Origin of the sequence: Pseudomonas putida, from assembly GCF_050989985.1 — a bacterium.
In the GTDB taxonomy this organism is placed as follows: domain Bacteria; phylum Pseudomonadota; class Gammaproteobacteria; order Pseudomonadales; family Pseudomonadaceae; genus Aquipseudomonas; species Aquipseudomonas putida_AI.
Genome location: NZ_CP158815.1, coordinates 4,080,311 through 4,100,419 on the forward strand (window position 1 = coordinate 4,080,311; position 20,109 = coordinate 4,100,419).

Genomic DNA, 20,109 nt, shown 5'->3' on the forward strand with positions numbered 1-20,109 from the left:
TTGACGTCCATCGCGAGCAGGCTCGCTCCTACAGGTTCAGGTTCAGGTTCAGTTCCGGTGTCAGGGTTGTCGCGCCGTCACCGCCGCTTCCAGCAGGCCACGCCGCCCCAGGCTTTCGATCAGCGAACGCAGGCCGAAGTCCCAGCGTGGTGCCTGGTCACTGGTGGTCACGCGATTGCTCAAGGCACCCAGTTGCGCGTTGCTGATGGTCACCAGATCGCCCGGTTTGTGGGTGAATCCGTTGCCCGGCTGATCGCGGTCCTGCTTGGGGGCGAACAGAGTACCGAGAAACAGCACCAGGCCGTCGGGATACTGATGGTTTTCATTGAGCGTCTGGCGCACCAGGTCCAGCGGGTCACGGCTGATCTGCGACATGGAGCTGCGGCCCTGCAGGACAAAACCGTCCTGGCCCTCCACACGCAAATCCACTTGCGCGTTGCGCACGTCATCCAGGCTGAAGGTCTCGTCGAACAGGCGCAGCAATGGCCCCAGCGAGGTCGAGGCGTTATTGTCCTTGGCCTTGGACAGCAGCAAGGCACTGCGTCCTTCGAAGTCGCGCAGGTTCACATCGTTGCCGAGCATGGCGCCCTGAACCGTGCCGTTGCTCGACACCGCCAGCACCACTTCCGGCTCCGGGTTGTTCCAGCTCGACTTGGGGTGAATGCCGATGTCGGCACCATGCCCCACCGCTGACAGCGGTTGCGCCTTGGTGAAGATTTCGGCGTCCGGGCCGATGCCGACTTCCAGGTATTGCGACCACAGGCCCTGCTCCATCAGGACCTTGCGCAGGGCGTCGGCCTGGACCGAGCCCGGGACGATCTGCGACAGGTCCGCACCAATGCGGCTGGCCAGCGTATCGCGGATCGCATCGGCCTTGGCCGGATCACCCTTGGCCTGCTCTTCAACCACGCGTTCCAGAAGGCTGGCGGCGAAGGTGACACCGGCGGCCTTGACCGCCTGCAAATCGATCGGCGCCAGCAGCCACGGCAGGCTTTCATCGCGCAGGAGCGGGTCACTGTTCTGCAGCAACGCCGGCAATTCGATCAAGGCGTCCGCCAGGGGCAATGCGCGCAGCCAGGCCACGGGGTCCGCCAGCTCAAGCAACGCCGAAACAGTGGCCACATGGGCACTGATGTCGTGCACGGCACCGGCCTTGACCAGCACTACGGCCGGGCCCTGATCGGGCAGCCAGACCCGCCCGACCCAGCTGCCGGTGTGGAAAACGGAAAGGTCATTGCTCTGGGGCAAGGGTGCCGGTGATCTCGATGGGTTTGTCATGTCGGTTCTCTTGTTCTGTTTATGCATGACCTGTAGGAGCGAGCCTGCTCGCGATGGAGGCCAACGATGACGCTGGTTGCCTGACACTCCGCGGTGTTCTCAGGTTCATCGCGAGCAAGCTCGCTCCTACAGGGAATCGGGGAATCGTGGAATCAGGGCAGCTCGGGCAATTGCAGTTGCCGGGCCGTCCGGTTCAGTTCTTCGAGCAGTTTCGGCGTCAGGCTCAAGCCTTCCTCCAGCGCCTGCGCGCGCAGTTTCAGGCCTGCCTGGCCTGGCAAGCGCACCGGGCGCTGCGGGTCTATCGGGCGGCTGGCCAGGATCAGCTTGCTCAGGAACGAACTTTCGTCAGTGAAAGCCTCAAGTCCGCCGAAGAAGCGCGGATCGATCACCACGGCGGTGGCCGACGCTCCCCACTGATCCGGGCCATCCTTGCGGCCATGCCCGGCCAGCCCGGAAGTCAGCGCCTCCACCAGCAGCGCCAGGGCAAAGCCCTTGTGGCCGAAAGCCTCGCCGCCCAGGGGCAGGATGCTGCCCGGTGGCGTGGTGAAGAAGTCGCTTGGGTCATCGCTCACGCACCCCTCGTTGCTCATCACCACGGAGTGCGGCAACCGGGTGCCGGCGTCCCGGCACTGACCGACCATGGCCAGGGTCACGGTGGACATGCTCACATCCAGCAGAATCGGCTCGCCCCGGGTCGGGATGCCGGCGGCAATCGGGTTGGGCGTGTAGATCGGGTCGATCCCGCCGTGGGCGCTGACGATGCCTACCGACGGATCGGAGGAATACACCATGGCCACCAGGCCGCGATCAGTGAAGGGCTTGAGGTAAGCGGCCAGGCAACCGATATGCGAAGCGCGACGCACCACGGCGATACCGATGCCCTGCTCGCTCGCCCCTTTCGCCGCGCTGTCCAGCGCCCGGCTGACACAGTACGGACCGAGCACATAGTGACCGTCGAACAGGCTTGAAATGCCGCTGTCCGAGACCTGCTCGAGCAATTGGGCCCTGGCCTTGACCTCCCCGCTCTGCATGCCACCGATGTAGCGGCTGACCAGATTCAGGCCGTGGGTGCGGTGGCCCAGCAGCTCGCCTTCGAGCAGCACCCGGGTCACCACCCGGGCCACCTCGGCGTCGGCGCCGCTTTTTTCGAACAGTTGCTCGACGAACCCGCTCAGCATTTGTACGTCGTAGCCTTTGGCTTGGGTCATGCTTGCGACTCCGTGATCAATTCAAGGCAGCAGTGCTGGGTTGGCCATCGACCAGGCGTTGCAGGCCCAGTGGGTTGGCGTTCTTCAAGGCATCGGGGAGCAGCGCGTCGGGGACGTTCTGGTAGCACACCGGGCGCAGGAAGCGGTCGATCGCCAAGGTGCCGACCGAGGTGCCGCGCGAATCCGACGTCGCCGGATAGGGACCGCCGTGGACCATCGCCTCGCAGACTTCGACGCCAGTCGGGTAGCCATTGAGCAACACCCGGCCGACCTTCACCTCCAGCACGCCGAACAATTGGCCGAAGGCCGTCAGGTCGTCGTTGTCCGCCAGCAGCGTGGCCGTCAGTTGGCCGTGCAAGGCAGCGACGGCGCGCAGCAGTTCGGCCTCGTCCGCCACCTGGACCACCACGGTGCAGGGGCCGAAGACTTCTTCCTGCAACAGTTCATCCTGTTCCAGCAACAGGCTGATATCCGCCTCGAACAGCTGCGGCTGTGCCTGCTTGCCGGTTTGCGCCACGCCACCCAGGTGCTTGATGCCGGGGTGCGCAAGCAATGCCTGCACGCCTTTGCCGTAGCTGCTCAGCGCGCCGGCGTTGAGCATGGTTTGCGGCGGGTGCTCGGCCATATGCCCGGTCAGGCACTCGATGAATTGGCTGAAGGCCGGCGAGCGGATGCCCAGGACCAGGCCGGGATTGGTACAGAACTGGCCACAACCTTGCACCACCGAGGCGCTCAATTCCCTGGCCATTTGCGGGCCACGGTTGGCCAGGGCCTGGGGCAGGACCAGCACCGGATTGATGCTCGACATCTCGGCGAACACCGGGATCGGTTGCGGCCGGGCGGCCGCCATGTCGCACAGGGCACGACCGCCCTTGAGCGACCCGGTAAAGCCCACTGCCTGGATCCCCGGGTGCTTGACCAGCGCCTCGCCGACGCCCGCACCGAAGATCATGTTGAACACGCCCGCCGGCATGCCGGTGCGTTCGGCGGCACGAATGAGCGCTTCGGCCACCCGCTCTGCGGTAGCCATATGGCCGCTATGGGCCTTGAACACCACCGGGCAACCGGCGGCCAGCGCAGCGGCGGTATCGCCACCGGCGGTGGAGAATGCCAGCGGGAAGTTGCTGGCACCGAACACCGCCACCGGCCCCACACCGATGCGGTATTGGCGCAGATCCGGGCGTGGCAACGGGGTGCGATCCGGCAAGGCCCGGTCGATGCGCGCACCATAGAAATCGCCACGGCGCAGCACCTGGGCGAACAGGCGCATCTGGCCGCTGGTGCGGGCGCGCTCGCCTTGAATGCGGGCGGCGGGCAGCGCGGTTTCCTGGCAGGTCAGTGCGATGAAATCCTCGCCCAGGCCATCGAGTTCATCGGCGATGGCTTCGAGGAATTCGGCGCGACGGCTTGCCGCCAGGTTGCGAAACAGCGGGAATGCCGCGCTGGCCGCCGTCACGGCCGCATCGACTTCGGCCAGGGTGGCCTGATGGAAGGCGCCCGGCAGGCGCTCGCCGGTGTGGGCGTCGACGCTGTAGACCAGGGTATCGCCCAGGGCGCTGCGCTGCCCCGCGATGAAGTTGAATCCGCTTACGTGCATGACATGTTTACCTTGTTATGTTGCAGGGCTGTCGCTCAGGTCCGTCGTTCAGGTCCGCCTATCAAGTCACGGCACCGATCTGCCAGGGCACAAACTCGTTCTGCCCGTAACCGTGCTGCTCGCTCTTGCTGCGCTCACCAGAGGCGATGCGCAGCATCTGTTCGAAGATGTAGGCGCCGCGTTCCTCGATGCTGGTGGAACCGTCGGCGATACCGCCGCAGTTCACGTCCATGTCTTCTTCCTGGTGCTCGAACACCCGGTTGTTGGTGGCCAGCTTGATCGACGGGGCCGGGGCGCAGCCGTAGGCCGAACCGCGACCGGTGGTGAAGGCGATCAGGTTGGCGCCACCGGCAACCTGCCCGGTCGCCGACACCGGGTCGTAGCCCGGGGTGTCCATGAACACCAAACCCTGGGCCCGAACCGTTTGTGCGTACTGGTAAACATCCACCAAATTGCTGGAGCCGGCCTTGGCGACGGCGCCCAGGGATTTCTCCAGGATGGTGGTCAGGCCGCCGGCCTTGTTGCCGGCCGAGGGGTTGTTGTTCAGTTCGGCGTTCATGCGCCGGCAGTAGTCTTCCCACCAGTGAATGCGCGCGATGAGTTTTTCCCCCACTTCGCGGCTCACGGCACGGCGCGTCAGCAAGTGCTCGGCGCCATAGATTTCCGGGGTTTCCGAGAGGATCGCAGTGCCGCCCGCTGCCACCAAACGGTCGACGGCATTGCCCAGCGCCGGGTTGGCGGTGATGCCCGAGTAGCCATCCGAGCCGCCGCATTGCAGGCCGACGACCAGATGGCGAGCGCTGACCGGCTCGCGTCGCACCTGATTGGCCTTGGGCAGCAACGCCTTGACCTGCTCAATGCCGCTGGCGATGGTTTTCGAAGTGCCGCCCAGGCCTTGAATGGTGAAGGCGCGCAACTGGTCGCCGGCCTGCATGCCCTGGCTTTCGAGCAGGCTCTCGATCTGGTTGGTCTCGCACCCCAGGCCGATGATCAGCACGGCGGCGAAATTGGCGTGCATGGCATAGCCTGCGAGGGTACGACGCAGCAGTCCCAAGGCCTCGCCGCTGGGGTCGACGGCACACCCGGCACCGTGGGTCAGGGCCACCACGCCGTCGATGTTCGGGTAATCGGCCAACGCTTGCGGGTGAATGTCCCGACGGAAATGATCGGCCACGGCCCGGGCCACGGTGGCCGAGCAGTTCACCGAGGTGAGAATGCCGATGTAGTTGCGGGTCGCGACGCGGCCATCGGCACGCACGATGCCGTGGAACACTGCTTCGGTGGCAGGCAGGGTGTGGGCGTCGACACCGAAGGCGTAGTCTCGGGCAAAGTCGCCCATCTCGACGTTGTGCACATGCACGTGATCACCGGCCTGGATGGGTTGCGAGGCAAAGCCGATGATTTGCCCGTAGCGGCGCAGCGGCTGGCCCTGCTCTACGCGCTGGGTAGCGACCTTGTGGCCGGAGGGAATCGGCTGGCGCACGGTGATCGCCTCGGCTTCGAGGTTCAGGCCTTCAGGCAGGGCCTGGCGTGCAATCAGTACGTTGTCCTGGGGGTTGAGGCGGATCACGGCAGAGTCGCCGGTGCCGGTTCTGGCAATCAGTTGCATGGGACCTCTCAGGGCGCTACGGCTGACTTCTTGTTATGGCGCCGCCCGTTCGGTGACGGGCGAATCTGCGCTCACTGTAGGGAGCCAGGCCCGACATTCCCAATGAGATGATCCGATCAATCGATAACCAAACGTTATCGAAATGACTTATTACGAGACTTTAATCAATCGCTTTGTCCACCCTCTTCCCGCCGCTGACGTGCGGAATCGAGCAGGATTTCGACGAACTCCCGAGCCGAACCGGTCAGCGGTTCGTCCTTGCGGGTGATGACGCCGTACTCCAATGGCGCCAGGTGCAAGGGGCTCTGCAACTCCTTCAACTGCCCATTGCCGAGCTGCGCCGCCACCATGGACCTGGGCAACATGGCAATCATCGGTCCCGATTGCAGCAGCTGCAGGAACATCTGCATCGAGGTGGTATCGACGCTGTCCGCCGGGGACGCAATGCCGGCGGCGCGGAACGCCACTTCCAGGCGATTGCGAATGGGCGTGCCGACCGGGTACAGCACCCAAGGCCACTGCCCCAGGGCATCCAGCGGCGTACTGTCCAGTTCGTTGAGCGGATGCCGGCTGTTGACCACCAGGCTGAACGGCTCCGGCTCCAGCGGCTGGAAGTCGAAGACCTGGCTGTAGCGCTCTTCGGTGAAGCGGCCAATCATCAGGTCGAGTTTGTTCTGTTCGAGCATCTCCAGCAGGTGGTCGCTGGACTGCTCCACCACCTCAATCGACAACAACGGGCTGCGCGCCTTGATCGCCGCGATGGCCTGGGGCAGCACCACCGAGGTCGCGGCAAAAATCCCGCCCACCTTGAGAAAACCATGACCGCCCTTGCGCAGCCGGTTCACCTGATCGACGAAAGTGTGGGAGTCGGCCAGCGCGGCCTGGGCATAACGCACCACGTGCTCGCCCAGTTCCGTGGGCGGCATGCTGCGTGGCAAGCGCTGGAACAGGGCAAAGCCGAACTGCTCCTCCAGGTCGCGCAGCATCTTGCTCAAGGCCGGCTGGCTGAGGTTCATGAGGGCTGCGGTGGCGTGCATGTTGCGCGTACGCGCCAGGGTGTCGATTAGCACCAGGTGCTTGAAACGCACCCAGTTGCAGAAGCTGGAATGGGTGATGTCCGACGGCATTGGGTCAGGCCTCTTGAAAGTGATTTCCCTGCTTCTGTAGGAGCGAGCTTGCTCGCGATGGACTCAATGACGCCGCTGGGTGTCAGGCTTCCAGCGTTATCGTTGACGACCATCGCGAGCAAGCTCGCTCCTACAACAACAGGGGGCGTGATCATTGCTCGCGCAAATACTGCAGCAGCGTTTGAAGCGCCACCGACCTCGGCCGGGAGCGCAGGGTCAGCAGGCCGATGTTGACCATGGAGATCGGTAATTCCACCGGCAGGATAGCGATCATGCCGTAGCCCGCATAATGCTCGGCCACATCATTGGGCACCACGGCGATCATGTCCGACGCCTCGATCATCGCCGTGGTCGCCAGGATCGACGCGGTTTCGACAATGTCCAGCGACTGCACCATGCCGCCGGCCTGCAGGGCACTTTCCACCCGGCGGCGCATGGGGCTGCCAATGGGGTGCAGGATCCAGGTCGAGTCGACCAGGTCGGCCAATTGCAACGACGGGCAACCCGCCAACGGATGGCCGGCCCGGGCGATCACGCGCATCTGCTCGCCGTTGTCGAACAGCTCAATGTCCAGGTCATGACTGTCGCTCTGGTCCGGCAGGCGTCCCAGCACCACATCGAAATCGCCCCGCAACAAGGCCGGGAGCAAGGTATCGCTGGTACCGACCTCGATTGAAATCCGCACCTTGGGGTGATCGCGCTTGTAAGCCAGAACGGCTTTGGTCAGCAGCCGCGGCACCGGCCCCATCACACTGCCGACCCGCACCAGCCCCATGGCCCCGCGCGCCAGTTCGGCGATTTGCGCCTGGGCATGCTCGAACTCATGCAGCGCGCCCTGGGCGTAGCGGATCATCACCTCGCCATAGAGCGTGGGCTGCATGCCCCGTGGCAAGCGTTCGAACAATCGCACGCCGAGGCGCTCTTCCAGTTGCTGCAACAGCAGGCTGGCGGCCGGTTGCGTGGTGTGCATCGCGGCGGCGGCCCGACGCAGGTTGCCGTACTCACCCAAGGCATTGAGCAAGGTGATCTGCCGGCTGGAAATCTTCAGGCCGTTGAGATTTCGCGGAGTGAGCGAGGCGACTGCGGGATCGGTAGACATATCGAATCCGGTATCACTGCTTAAAGAATCGCGATTATGCACATATCGATCGGCGACCTACAGTCGAGACCTCAATCGGTCGACAACTACAAGAGCCCACCATGAGCATTCGAATCACCCACCTGAGCGTTCGCGATATCCGCTTCCCCACTTCGTTGTCACTGGACGGCTCTGATGCGATGAACAGCGCACCGGATTACTCCGCCTCCTACGTCGTGCTGCACACCGATGCGCCGGCCCTGGAAGGCCACGGCCTGACGTTCACCATCGGCCGTGGCAACGAGATCTGCGTGGCGGCGATCCAGTCCCTGGCCCCCATGGTGGTCGGCCTGACCCTGGAGGAAATCGTCGCCGACATGGGTGCGTTCTGGCACACCATCACCGTGGGCGACAGCCAACTGCGCTGGCTGGGCCCGGAAAAAGGCGTGATCCACCTCGCCACGGCGGCCATCGTCAACGCCGTCTGGGACCTGTGGGCCAAACACGAAGGCAAGCCAGTGTGGAAACTGCTGGCGGACATGACACCCGAACAACTGGTGCGCTGCCTGGACTTCAGCTACGTCACCGACGTGCTCACCCCCGAAGAGGCCATCGCCCTGCTCCGCCGCCAGGCACCCGGCAAGGCCCGGCGCGAGGCGCAGATGCTGGAAGAAGGCTACCCCGGCTACACCACCGCGCCGGGCTGGCTGGGCTACAGCGAAGAAAAAATGCGCCAGCTGGCCCGCGAGGCCGTCGCGGACGGCTGGACCCACATCAAGCAGAAAATCGGCGCAGACCTTGAGGAAGACATTCGTCGCGCCACGATCCTGCGCGAGGAAATCGGCTGGGAACGCAGCCTGATGATGGACGCCAACCAGGTCTGGGGCGTCGATGAATCCGTCGCCAACATGCGCCGCCTGGCGGCGTTCGAACCGCTGTGGATCGAGGAACCGACCAGCCCCGACGACATACTCGGCCACGCCAGCATCCGCCAGCGCATCGCCCCGATCGGCGTCGCCACCGGCGAGCATTGCCACAACCGGGTGATGTTCAAGCAGATGTTCCAGGCCGGCGCGCTGGATTTCTGCCAGCTGGATGCGGCCCGCCTGGGCGGCCTTAACGAGGTGTTGATCGTGCTGCTGATGGCCGCCAAGTTCGACGTCCCGGTCTGCCCCCACGGCGGCGGTGTCGGGCTGTGCGAGTACGTGCAGAACATCGCCCTGTTCGACTACATCGCCGTCTCGGCCTCGCTGCACAACCGCGTGCTCGAATACGTCGACCACCTGCACGAGCACTTCCTCGATCCAGTGGTGATCCGCCGTGGCCGCTACATGCCACCGAAGCGCCCTGGCTACAGCATCGAAATGACCGCCGAGACCCTGGAGCGCTACCGCTATCCCGACGGACCGGTGTGGGTCGATATCGCGCGCGGCTGAGCAGCACTCGGCGGCTTGCCACACCGCCATCGCGAGCAGGCTCGCTCCCACAGAGTCCGCGCCGAACGAAAGAATCTCGGCCAACAAATAAACCTGTGGGAGCGTGGCTTGCCCGCGAAGGCGTCAGCCGGGTTGACTCTGTTTTGAATGTGTCCGCAACACCTGTACATACGCTAACCTGCTCAAGACTCGTCACTCCCAGGATCAAGGCCCGCCTATCTATGATCATCTCCTCTGCATCGGACTACCGCGAAGCGGCACGTCGCAAACTCCCCCGTTTCCTGTTCGACTACATCGATGGGGGGGCCTATGCAGAGCACACGCTAAGGGCCAACAGCGCCGACCTGAGCGGCGTCAGCCTGCGCCAGCGGATCCTGAAAAACGTCGAGAGCCTGAGCCTGGAAACCAGCCTCTTCGGTCAGCGCCAGGCGATGCCCATCACGCTGGCACCGGTGGGCCTGACGGGCATGTTCGCTCGCCGGGGTGAAGTGCAGGCGGTGAAGGCGGCGCAGAACAAGGGCATCCCGCTGTGCCTGTCGACCGTCTCGGTGTGCTCGATCGAGGAAGTCGTGGCCAACACGCAACAGCCGATCTGGTTTCAACTCTACGTGCTCAAAGACCGCGGTTTCATGCGCAATGCTCTGGAGCGTGCGCAAGCCGCCGGGGTCAAGAACCTGGTGTTCACTGTCGACATGCCCACCCCCGGCGCCCGCTACCGTGATGCCCACTCGGGCATGTCCGGCCCGTTCGCCTCGACCCGCCGCGTGCTCCAGGCCATGACCCGACCCGACTGGGCCTTCAACGTCGGCCTGATGGGCCGTCCCCATGACCTGGGCAATATCTCCAGGTACCTGGGCAAGGCGGTGACGCTCGAGGACTACATGGGCTGGCTGGCCAACAACTTCGACCCGTCGATCAGCTGGAGCGACCTGGAGTGGATTCGTGACTTCTGGAAAGGCCCGATGATCATCAAGGGCATCCTCGATCCCCAGGATGCCCGCGACGCGGTGAGCTTCGGCGCCGATGGCATCGTCGTCTCGAACCACGGCGGCCGGCAGCTCGACGGCGTGCTCTCCACCGCCCACGCGTTGCCACCGATCATGCAGGCGATCGGCAACGATTTGAGTGTGCTGGTCGACTCTGGGATTCGTTCGGGCCTGGACGTGGTGCGCATGCTCGCGCTGGGGGCCAAGGGCGTGTTGCTCGGCCGCTCCATGGCCTACGCACTGGCCGCCGATGGGCAGCGCGGGGTGGAGAACATGCTGGATATCTTTGCCAAGGAAATGCGTGTGGCCATGACCCTGACCGGGGTGACCTCCGTCGACCAGATCGACGAATCGATTCTGGTGCGGTCGGTCGGCTGATTCTCAAAACCCTACACAACCCCCTGTAGGAGCTGACGAGTGCAACGAGGCTGCGATCTTTTGATTTTTCAAAAGCCAGATCAAAAGATCGCAGCCTGCGGCAGCTCCTACAAGAATGGGGAACATCTGTAAGGTGTTCTTGCACCGCCTTCCAAGACGAAAACACAGTGTTCTCGATTGCCGAACCAATTCGCCCATTCACCTAATCGGCCCGGATTGAATTTGCCTGCCGACTGTCTCAGTATCGAAATCGGTTATCTGGCGCTGATGCCCACTTGACTCAACCAGGCCACAAAACGCCCGTGGTAAAGCTGATTACACAATAATAAACAGCAGAGGCATTGAATGGACATTTACCTGAGTATCGAAGCCTTCGTGCGCGCTGCGGAGGCCGGTAATTTCTCCAATGCGGCCAAGCACATCGGTGTCGCCAGATCCGTGATCACCACCCGTGTACAGCAACTGGAAGAACACTTGGGCGTGTCCCTTTTCCATCGCTCCAGCAAGGCGGTGAAATTATCGGAGGCCGGCCATTCCTATTACTCGGAATGCCATGACCTCATCGAACACATGCAATCTCTGGCACTGCGCTCCCGGGGAACCTGCGCGGCGGTCACAGGCACATTGCGCGTGGCGGCATTGAACGGGTTTGCGCTCAAACACATGCCGGACATCATCGACGAATTCCGCAAGCGATACCCCAAGGTCGACTTCGATATTTTCTCCAACGATCAGGTCGTCGACCCGGTACAGGAAGGCTACGACATCGTCCTGCAGATATTCCCGCCGGCTTCGGACGCCTTGATCGAGCGTCGCCTGTTTTTGATGCGCGGCGTGTTCGTCGCCACCCCCGACTATCTCTCCAGCCGCGAGCCGATACAGGTTCCGGAGGATCTTTGCCTGCACGATTTCGCCTGCTACCGGCATTACCCCTGGCGTAATCGCTGGTCATTGAGCGATGGCAAAAGTCCCCATGAAATCAACCTGGTGCCCGCCCTGCGTTCCAACAGCGTCCAGCTGATTCAGGAGTTCGCCAGAAGGGGCATGGGCATCGCCTATCTGCCGACCATGGTGGCCTGCGATGACCTGCTGGAAGGTCGCCTGGTGCATGTGCTGTCTGATTACGAAACGCAAACGCCATGCTTTTCCGCCGTGTACCCGACATCACATCGCACCACGGCCAAGGTGAAGCTGTTTCTGGAACTGCTCTCTTCCATGTTCACCATGGAGCCCGAATGGGATCAACGCCTCGGTTTGGCCAAAAAACCTGCCGAGTGACGCCTTCCATTAGTCGAAGCCGAGGGAATCCCTTTCCCTCGGCCTGATTCGACCTTTGCCTGTTTGCGCTAATCAAGCCTGACGCCGCGCGTCCATCTTTGCCCGACAACTCCCACCGACTGCATTAACCCCGCCACAGACTTCACCGTGGCCCGAACCGTGCGGTGCGCAAACCGTTTCGAGGTGCCGGTTATCCGCTTGCCCCACAGGGTGATTGAGCGTGAACGTCGGCCATTGAGTTTGTCGAAATCCAGAAGAATCCTGCGCATCAGGGCGCGGTCGCTGCCGGCCTTTTCCAGCAGGGCCAGATCACGGGCGCGTTGCACCGGTCCGCTTTCTTTCATCGAGGTGAAGTAAGCGGTTGCCTTCGAAGCAGTGGATTCGAGAAAGACATTTCGGCGGCGCACGGCGAACTGATCCAGCACACCGACTGCCGTGTCATCCTTGAACACGGTGATCAGTGCATCGGCCAGTTGCTCCGCGTCCAGTACGCCACCCGACAAGCCGAGCCCGCCCATGGGGTTGGTGGTGTACGCGGCATCGCCGGCCAGCACCACCCGGCCGCGCCGAAACTCGCTGGCACAGCGCTGCCGGACCCGGTAAGGATGAATGCCGTCGACACGATACTGATCAGGCGTCGGCACCCCCGGCAGCAGCCTTTGCAAGCGTTCGGGCAACCGCTGGCGAAGCTCAGCCTCTGACATCAACGGATCCTCCTCGTAGAAAACCCGCCACAGGCCGCTCTGCTCAAGCTGAACGACAAAGGCCCAGTCCACCGGATCGTGAATGAAATTCGCCCGTGAAAATCCGTGCAAGGAAAAGTCAAAGAAGACGTCGAGTGCGACCATGTGTTCCGGCCAGCGGCGGCCCTCGAACTTCAACCCCAGCTTTTCCCGCACCGTGCTTCGGGCACCATCCGTCGCGGCCACCCATGGCGAGCGCAACCGGGTTCTACCACCCGGCCCCCGGGTGTGGAGGGTCACATGGGAAGCGTCCTGTTCGATGTCCTCGACACGATGATTCCAGCGGATCTCGACATTGGGCATTTGCCGCAGGCGTTCCCTGATCAGGTTCGACATCGGCCTTTGCCCAAGCAGCAACAGGTAGGGGTAACAGGTGTCCTGGGCCAGAGCGTCCCAACTCAACCTGGCGATTTCCCGGCCATCGGCGTGACGGTAGGCGACATCGGGGCACAGCACCGCACGCTGGCGTACATCATCGAGCAGCCCCAACCGATCCAGTGCGGCGATGGCCGGCGGTGTAAAGGCGACCGCCTGTTGCGCAGGGTCCATCCCCGATCCTGCCTCCAGCACCACCACCCGTATACCCGCCTTGCCAAGCTTGTAGGCCGTGAGAAGTCCGACACTTCCCCCGCCGACCACGACCACGCCATCTACCGTTTCCATAACTGCCCTTATTTTCATGATCTGTCTGTTCAATGCCCACCAGCCCGCAATCACGCCATGGCAGCCGCCTGCTTGCCGGGCCGGAACAGGAAGTACGCCAGCGCAGGCAGAACAATCAACGCCCCCAGCATGTTCCACACGAACATGAAGGCGAGCAGAACGCCCATGTCGGCCTGGAACTTGATCGGTGAGAAGTACCAGGTGGCCACCGCAATCCCCAGGGTCGCGCCCGTCAGCACGACGATCTTGCCGGTGAACAGCAGCGCCCGGTAATACGCCTCGGACAGGCTGACGCCCTCGCGCAGATAGCGCAGCATCACGGTCATGATGTACAGCGCATAGTCCACGCCGATGCCCACCCCCAGCGCGATGACCGGCAAGGTGGCGACCTTGACGCCGATGTTCAGCCAGACCATCAACGCTTCACACAACACCGAGGTCAGCATCAATGGCAGCACCGCGCAGACCACCGCCCGCCAGGAACGGAAGGTCACCAGGCTGATCACGATCACGGCGGCGTAGACCAGCAACAGCATCTTGCGGTTGGCTTCCTTGACGACGATGTTGGTGGCCGCTTCGATCCCGGCGTTGCCCGCCGCGTTGAGAAAACGGTAGTTGGCGGAGTCGTTGTGGCGGGCGAAGTCCTCGACGGCATTGACGACCCCCGTCAGAGTGTCCGCCTTGTGGTCGCGCAGGTAGACGTAGATGCTCAGCAGGTCGCAGTTCTGGTTGAAAATTTCCCGGGGCGCGCGGGTGATGATGGCGTTGAGCATGTCCTGGTTGCGGGGAATCTCGTACCACTTGAGGCTGCCTTCGCTCATGCCGGTCGCGGCGTTCTTCGCCAGCCCCGCCAGCGACCGGGTCCCCTCCACGCCCGGTACCCGGGACAGCGCGAACTCCAGGCGGTCCACCGTGCGCACCGTGTCGTACAGGGCGCAGGCGAACTGCGGGGTCTTGACCATCACCACGTACACGTCACTGCTGGCCGAGTAGTGCCCGACGACGTAGGCGTTATCGAGGTTATAGCGAGAATCGGCGCGCAACTCCGGTGCGCCGGGGTTGGTGTCGCCGATCTTCAATTGCGTGCTGTAACCCAGGCCCAGCAACGCCAGCGCCAGACTAGCCAACACAGTGATACCGGCCCAGCGGCGCTGGGTGAAGTGGTCCAGAAAACGCCAGGCCGGGTGTTTGACGTGAGTGGCGTCGACAGCCTCGACCTGCGTCAGCATCACGGCCCTGCGCGCGGCCTTTTCGCTGACGCCGATGTACGACAGCAACACCGGCAGCAGCATGAGGTTGGTCAGGATCAGAATGGTCACGCCGATACTCGCGCAGATGGCCAGGTCCTGGATCACCGGAATGTCGATCACCATCAACACCGCGAACCCGACCACATCGCACACCAGCGCCGACAGCCCGACGAGGAACAGCCGGCGGAAGGTCAGGCGCGCGGCCATCAGGCGGTCGATGCCGCGACCGATGTCCTGGGTGATGCCGTTCATTTTCTGCGCCCCGTGGCTCAAGCCCACGGCGAACACCAGGAACGGCACCAGCACCAGATACGGATCGAGGACAAAGCCCAGGCTGGCCAGGGCGCCTAGCAACCAGACCACCGCCACCAGCGAACAGGTCAGCACCACCACGGCACTGCGGATGCAGCGGGTGTACCAGATCAGGATCCCCAGGCAGATGGCGGACGCCACGAGGAAAAACAGCAGCACCTGATGCATGCCCTGGATCAGGTCGCCGACCAGCTTGGCGAATCCGCTGATGTGAATGTCGACGCGTTCGGAGCTGTACCGGGCGCGCAGGGTTTCCAGGCGATCGGACAGCACCTGATAGTCGATGGGCGCAGCCCCGCTGGCGCGCTGCTCCTGCAACGGCACCAGGATGATGCTCGATTTGAAATCGTCGGCCACGAGCTGGCCGATCTCACCGGAGCGCTCGATGTTCTGCCGCACCTGCACAAGGCTTCGCGCAGAACCGTCGTAGTCATCCGGCATCACCGGTCCGCCGTCCAGCCCGTCTTCGGTGACCGCGGTCCAGCGCACGGCAGGTGTCCAGAGTGACTTCATGTAAGGGCGATCGACGGCCGGCAACAGGAACAATTCGTCCGTCAGTTTCTTCAGCGCTTCGAGATATTGAGCGTCGAAGATATCGCCTTCCCTCGCCTCCACGGCAATGCGCAAGGTATTGCCTGCCCCGGCCAGCTGTGAGCGGTTCTGCAGGTAATTGACGATATAGGGGTGATCCGTGGGGAGCATTTTTTCGAACGCGGCATTGAGCTCCAGCCCCGCCGATTTGTAGCCAAACCAACAGGTCGCCAGTACGCAAAGCAGTACGAACCACAAGCGTTGGCCGAATAGCAGGCGCTCGACCCACGAGCCTGGCCGGGTCAACAGTTCAGCGTCATCCTTGGTAAATCCATGATGAGCGTTCATTGCGCATTCTCTTGATCAGCGACAGGGGTATTCACGCGTTTGACGCCACGGGGTCCGGTCAACACCAGGGCACCGTCGCGGGCTTGCGTGACATCGGTAATGGTCGAGCCGTCCAGGCCTGCTACGGTCATCGCCTGCACGGTTCGTCCCTGATCACGGCTGCGCAGTAACCGCCCGCCTTCGCTGGCCAGCACCAGGCTGCCGTCGGCGAGCGTCGTTGCAGCGGTCAAACTGCTGTGCTCGCCGGTTTCGAGCAACTGGCACCGACCACTGTTGTCGAGAAAACAGGCATTGCCCTTGAGGCCGAAAACCAGTGCCTGGCCCGCATTGGGCACCACGCCGAACCAGGTTCCCTGGTAAGGGCTTTGCATCCGCGAGAAGCGTTGCCCCAGCGCCGGGCCGCGCCACAGCGAGCCCTGCTCACCGGCGATCAGGATCCCTTGGGTATCACCGCGCACCGCGTACAAATGCATGCCACCGGGGTTATCCAGCTCTGCGCCCATCGAGCGCCAATGACGCCCGGCATCTTCGGTCAACATCGCCAGGCCGTACGCGCCCACCACCAGGCCGGTTTGCGCATCAGAGAAGTACACGGCCAAAAAGGGTTTGTCCGCGCCCTCCGTCACAAGTTGCCGCGCCGTGTTCAACCGACGCGAGGCGCCCTCGGGATCGACTGCCGATTGCGCCTGTGCGGCTTGCAATTCAAGCTCGGCGGCGAGCACGCCATCGAGCTGTTTGCTCCAGGTTTCGCCGCCATCACTGCTGTGCAGGACTATGCCGCCATGTCCCACCACCCAGCCATTGCGGTCGTCGGCGAAGCTGACCGCCGTGAGGGTGGTGCTGACGGGAACCGCACGGGCCTGCCGCCAGCTCAGGGCGTTGTCATCGGACAGCAGCACAATCCCTCGCTCACCCACGCTCACCAGTCGATTGCCGGCGCGGGTAATCGCCAGCAGGACCGCCCGCGCCCCGCGCTGATCCGGCGCGGCGGGCGTGTCCAGCACATCCGCCGAAGCGCTCAGCGCCACTTGCGCAACGCCCGCCATCAGCACGACACCCAGCAAGACGCCGCACAGCGCCGGGCGCATGCCCTGAAAATTCAGATAACTCATCACAGAAACCCCACCGGTCAATTAATGGTCGGCCCGTTGCCAGGCCGACTGCCGCGTTGGTCAGCGCACGCCTTCGGCCGCTACTGCATCACCGGTGAACCAGGATTCAGGCTTCAACGGCACGACCTTGAAGTTCTCGCCGTTGAGCGCTTGCACGTTGCTGACCGTGCCGGCCTGCAGGTTGAACACCGCTACGGGCTTGACCAGTACTGCCGGCACCGAGGGCACCACGAATGGCAGGACCTGGGAGGTGCGCCACAGCTTGCCTTCGGCGTCGTACCCGTCGAGCAGGCTCAGCAGCCAGGTGTCTTCATCGAAATAGAAGGTGCGCTTGGGTACGGCGTGGCGTTTGCCGGACGCCAGTGTTGCCTCCACGACCCAGGTGCGGTGCAGCTCCCAGCGCAGCGTGTCGGGGTTCATGGTGTGCGCGGTGAAGGCCTTGTCCAGAGGCGCCGTGACCTGGCCATTGGTGTTGTAGGGAATGTAGGTTTCCTTTTTGCCGACGATCTTCCAGTCGTAGCGATCCGGCATGCCGAAGAAGCCCTGGACCTCATCAAAGTAATTGGCGCCCGAGGCGACGAAGTCCGGCGTGTCGTAGGCCACGGTCGGTGCGCGTCTGACCCGGCGCTGGCCAACCAGGTACTGCCAGGCCTGCCGCGATTGCTGCGGGTTGGCGCTGTCGCGAATCACCAGCGTCTCACCGGCCTTGAACGGCGGCGCCGTGGTGCTGAAACGCTGCAGAAAGTACTCCTTGGACCAGCCCTGGGCAGATCCCTTCTGGTAGTAATAAGGGTATTGCCAGGCATTGTCGTTGCGGGTCGCCAGGGTCTGGCCGCCGTCGCTGGTCAGGACCACGTTCTTGAAACCGTACTCCACGGCTTCGGGCTCAACCCGCAGGAGGAAGTTCCAGATCACTTCCTGCCCGCTCTTGGGCACCGGAAACGGAATGCCACCGAAACAGCCGTCGACCGATTGGCCATTTTGCGTGAGCTTGCAATTGACCGCGTTGAGCGCGGTGTTCTTGTAAACGTAGTCCGGTGCCGAGGCGGTACGGCGTGTCGGATACACGTCCAGGCGGAAACTGTCCGGGTATTTCTGCAACAGCGCGCGGGTCCCTTCCGACAGTTTGTCGGTGTAGCTGGCCATGTTGGCTGCGGTGATTTTCAAGAGCGGTTTGTCGGCGGCAAACAGATCGCCGGGGATCTGGTTGCTGCCCGTTGCGGCGGCCTGTTTGGTGCCGCCCTCCCAGGGCGGGATGCTGCCATTGGCATTGCCCGCCTTCTCTCCCCCCAGCGGCGTCAGGGTAGCGCCCAGGGCACCCGCCTCTTGCGGACTGACCGCTGCCGACACCTGTAGCGCGCCAACAAAACCTGCGATGAATGTCATTCCAAGGATCGTCTTGTTCATTGTTATGTTCCTCTGGGATTTGTGCTGCCTGGGGGGACTCAAAAAGTGCGCTGCAGGGAAATGGAAACGAAATCGCGGTCGGCATAGACCTGATCGCCGGAGAGCGCGTTGGTGGAATCGACGATGCCGCCGGCACTGCCGAAGTAGTGGGTGAAGTTGATGCCGCCGCGCCAGGTTTTGCGGTAGTCGAATTGCAGGCCGATGGTGGCGTCGCCGCCGCCTTCGGGCGAGAAGCCGGTGCCCGAGATCGCAGTGTTGCCATCGATGCCGTAACCGACACCCAGGGGCACGGTCATGTCCACCCCGGGGAAAACCTGGAAGTACTCAGGCGTGAACAGCATTCGCAGCGAACTGGCGTTGCGGGTCACGTTGGGGTCCAGCTGATCCTTGTTCTTGTCGACACTGGTGATGCGGTTGTAGGCCACCTCGCCCAGCAAGGTCGCACCGTCCCACATGGCAGTGCCCGGCATCACCGAGATCGCCGATATTTGTGCATGGAAGGTATTGCCCACCGGATACAGCGGGTTGTGGTCATTGTCACCGGTACCCGTCAGGTCGACCACGACGTTGCCGCGCGCGGCCAGCGGGGTGTTGCGCCGGATCGAGGTCTCGGCCGCGACGTTGGTTTCGCCGATCAAGGTGCTGATGCTGGCCCCGAAAGTGCGGATGCCCTCGCCATACACCATCCCGTAATTGCCCTGCCCCGGCCGCAAATAGAACTGCGGGAAACGGTCGTGGTAACGCGCGGCATACAGGCCATATTCGAAGTCACCGGCCTTCATCTTGACCTGCAAGCCGTACTGCCCTGAGTTGCGCGCCTGGATATCATGGGCGCGATTCAAGGCCTGGCCCGGGCCGATAATGAAAGTCTCGCCGCCTTCACCGACAAAGTCGGCAAAGCTGAAGTAGCTGCCGGCGGCCGGCAGTCGTGCCGGCTCCCAGCGGTACTGGTAATAGGCGCCGATGGTGAGGTTCTGGTTCACCAACAGACTGCCGCCCACCTGACCGACCGGCCGAATGATTTCCTTGAATGTCGAGCTGGGCACCGAAAGCAGCTTGATCAGATCGACCGGCGATTGCGCCACGGCAATCCCGTTGCCACCGAAGAACAGGCTTTCACCATAGAGTTGGCTATAGCGCCCGCCCCTGAGAGAAAGCGCCATGTCTGAGACGTCGAAGTTGCCGTAACCGAACGCGTCCATCAGTTCCGCGTCACGCCCCTGCAGGGTCCGGGTATCGGAGGTGAACTGATCGTTGCGCACCGACACGCTGTTGACGGTGTCGCTGTGGTTGTCATTGCCCTGGTTGTAGACATCGTCATACCAGGCCGCGCCGCTGACCCGCACGCCATAGCGGCGCTTGTAGTTCATGTCGAGTTCCGACAGCACATCCAGGCGATTGGAAATCAGGCCCCGGTCAAAGTTGTTGTCGCCATCATCAAGGTTGGGGTTGTAGGTGGGCCTGACCGCGTTGCTTTGTCCCTCGACACGCCAGGCGGCACTGTATTTGACGGTGTTATCGAAGGCGATGTTGTAGTCGGGGTTGCCCGTGTCGATCTGGAACGCCTCGGCCTCGGGGAGCACCTGGACGCCCAGCAACGCCGCCGTCATGACGAACTGCAAGTGACGCACCGACACTCTGGCCGGCACAGGATTAAAATGCCTTGCTGATTTCATGTGATGTACCCAATTCTTGTTTTTATTATTTCGGGACGCCCTGCGTGCTTTTATTTATTTAAAAGTCAGGCGCAGGACGACGTCTTGATTCA

14 protein-coding genes are annotated in these 20,109 nt (G+C 63.0%); 3 read left to right on the top strand and 11 right to left on the bottom strand.

Going from position 1 to position 20,109, the window contains the following annotated elements; translation table 11 throughout:
- Positions 1–60: 60 nt before the first annotated feature.
- The 6 genes from ABTV29_RS18685 to ABTV29_RS18710 form a co-directional block, all read right to left on the bottom strand.
- On the bottom strand, positions 61–1,278 hold the full coding sequence (locus ABTV29_RS18685; protein ID WP_433766164.1) for a fumarylacetoacetate hydrolase family protein: 1,218 nt from the start codon (positions 1,276–1,278) through the stop codon (positions 61–63).
- 152 nt (positions 1,279–1,430) lie between these two features.
- Entirely contained in the window at positions 1,431–2,486 is a 1,056-nt protein-coding gene (locus ABTV29_RS18690; RefSeq protein ID WP_433766166.1) for an Ldh family oxidoreductase, read from the bottom strand.
- A 16-nt stretch (positions 2,487–2,502) separates the two neighbouring features.
- A complete protein-coding gene (locus ABTV29_RS18695; RefSeq protein ID WP_433766168.1) occupies positions 2,503–4,083 on the bottom strand; it encodes an aldehyde dehydrogenase (NADP(+)) in 1,581 nt (526 codons plus the stop codon).
- 61 nt (positions 4,084–4,144) lie between these two features.
- Entirely contained in the window at positions 4,145–5,692 is a 1,548-nt protein-coding gene (locus ABTV29_RS18700) for a UxaA family hydrolase (protein WP_433766169.1), read from the bottom strand.
- Between the two features lie 164 nt (positions 5,693–5,856).
- The gene (locus ABTV29_RS18705) at positions 5,857–6,819 is read right to left on the bottom strand and encodes a LysR family transcriptional regulator (protein WP_433766171.1); all 963 of its coding nucleotides are present in this window, start codon (positions 6,817–6,819) and stop codon (positions 5,857–5,859) included.
- A 151-nt stretch (positions 6,820–6,970) separates the two neighbouring features.
- A complete protein-coding gene (locus tag ABTV29_RS18710; RefSeq protein WP_433766172.1) occupies positions 6,971–7,918 on the bottom strand; it encodes a LysR family transcriptional regulator in 948 nt (315 codons plus the stop codon).
- Between the two features lie 101 nt (positions 7,919–8,019).
- On the opposite strand from ABTV29_RS18710, the gene ABTV29_RS18715 reads away from it, so the two are divergent.
- The 3 genes from ABTV29_RS18715 (at position 8,020) to ABTV29_RS18725 (ending at position 11,975) form a co-directional block, all read left to right on the top strand.
- The gene (locus ABTV29_RS18715) at positions 8,020–9,333 is read left to right on the top strand and encodes an L-fuconate dehydratase (protein WP_433766173.1); all 1,314 of its coding nucleotides are present in this window, start codon (positions 8,020–8,022) and stop codon (positions 9,331–9,333) included.
- 221 nt (positions 9,334–9,554) lie between these two features.
- Complete coding sequence (gene lldD / locus ABTV29_RS18720; protein WP_433766174.1) at positions 9,555–10,697, top strand: FMN-dependent L-lactate dehydrogenase LldD; 1,143 nt, start codon at positions 9,555–9,557, stop codon at positions 10,695–10,697.
- A gap of 345 nt (positions 10,698–11,042) precedes the next feature.
- On the top strand, positions 11,043–11,975 hold the full coding sequence (locus ABTV29_RS18725; RefSeq protein ID WP_433766175.1) for a LysR substrate-binding domain-containing protein: 933 nt from the start codon (positions 11,043–11,045) through the stop codon (positions 11,973–11,975).
- A gap of 68 nt (positions 11,976–12,043) precedes the next feature.
- On the opposite strand, the gene ABTV29_RS18730 is transcribed toward ABTV29_RS18725, so the two are convergent.
- From ABTV29_RS18730 to ABTV29_RS18750, 5 genes are read right to left on the bottom strand one after another with little or no spacing between them, the layout of a single operon-like run.
- Positions 12,044–13,381 carry an FAD-dependent oxidoreductase gene (locus ABTV29_RS18730; protein WP_433766176.1) on the bottom strand — a complete coding sequence of 446 codons (1,338 nt, stop codon included), beginning with the start codon at positions 13,379–13,381 and terminating at the stop codon, positions 12,044–12,046.
- A 50-nt stretch (positions 13,382–13,431) separates the two neighbouring features.
- A complete protein-coding gene (locus ABTV29_RS18735) occupies positions 13,432–15,822 on the bottom strand; it encodes an efflux RND transporter permease subunit (protein WP_433766177.1) in 2,391 nt (796 codons plus the stop codon).
- Positions 15,819–16,934 carry a WD40/YVTN/BNR-like repeat-containing protein gene (locus ABTV29_RS18740; protein ID WP_433766178.1) on the bottom strand — a complete coding sequence of 372 codons (1,116 nt, stop codon included), beginning with the start codon at positions 16,932–16,934 and terminating at the stop codon, positions 15,819–15,821. The genes ABTV29_RS18735 and ABTV29_RS18740 overlap by 4 nt, the downstream gene beginning before the upstream one ends.
- Before the next feature lie 60 nt (positions 16,935–16,994).
- A complete protein-coding gene (locus ABTV29_RS18745; protein ID WP_433766179.1) occupies positions 16,995–18,341 on the bottom strand; it encodes a DUF1329 domain-containing protein in 1,347 nt (448 codons plus the stop codon).
- Positions 18,342–18,379: 38 nt separating this feature from the next.
- Positions 18,380–19,972, bottom strand: coding sequence for a DUF1302 domain-containing protein (locus ABTV29_RS18750; RefSeq protein WP_433766180.1), 1,593 nt, complete (start codon positions 19,970–19,972; stop codon positions 18,380–18,382).
- Positions 19,973–20,109 lie beyond the last annotated feature (137 nt).

Bases quoted from the DNA above. Each gene is read 5' to 3' on its own strand.
- ABTV29_RS18685 (WP_433766164.1), bottom strand. From the start codon at position 1,278: ATGACAAACCCATCGAGATCACCGGCACCCTTGCCCCAGAGCAATGAC.
- ABTV29_RS18690 (WP_433766166.1), bottom strand. From the start codon at position 2,486: ATGACCCAAGCCAAAGGCTACGACGTACAAATGCTGAGCGGGTTCGTC.
- ABTV29_RS18695 (WP_433766168.1), bottom strand. From the start codon at position 4,083: ATGCACGTAAGCGGATTCAACTTCATCGCGGGGCAGCGCAGCGCCCTG.
- ABTV29_RS18700 (WP_433766169.1), bottom strand. From the start codon at position 5,692: ATGCAACTGATTGCCAGAACCGGCACCGGCGACTCTGCCGTGATCCGC.
- ABTV29_RS18705 (WP_433766171.1), bottom strand. From the start codon at position 6,819: ATGCCGTCGGACATCACCCATTCCAGCTTCTGCAACTGGGTGCGTTTC.
- ABTV29_RS18710 (WP_433766172.1), bottom strand. From the start codon at position 7,918: ATGTCTACCGATCCCGCAGTCGCCTCGCTCACTCCGCGAAATCTCAAC.
- ABTV29_RS18715 (WP_433766173.1), top strand. From the start codon at position 8,020: ATGAGCATTCGAATCACCCACCTGAGCGTTCGCGATATCCGCTTCCCC.
- lldD (WP_433766174.1), top strand. From the start codon at position 9,555: ATGATCATCTCCTCTGCATCGGACTACCGCGAAGCGGCACGTCGCAAA.
- ABTV29_RS18725 (WP_433766175.1), top strand. From the start codon at position 11,043: ATGGACATTTACCTGAGTATCGAAGCCTTCGTGCGCGCTGCGGAGGCC.
- ABTV29_RS18730 (WP_433766176.1), bottom strand. From the start codon at position 13,381: ATGGAAACGGTAGATGGCGTGGTCGTGGTCGGCGGGGGAAGTGTCGGA.
- ABTV29_RS18735 (WP_433766177.1), bottom strand. From the start codon at position 15,822: ATGAACGCTCATCATGGATTTACCAAGGATGACGCTGAACTGTTGACC.
- ABTV29_RS18740 (WP_433766178.1), bottom strand. From the start codon at position 16,934: ATGAGTTATCTGAATTTTCAGGGCATGCGCCCGGCGCTGTGCGGCGTC.
- ABTV29_RS18745 (WP_433766179.1), bottom strand. From the start codon at position 18,341: ATGAACAAGACGATCCTTGGAATGACATTCATCGCAGGTTTTGTTGGC.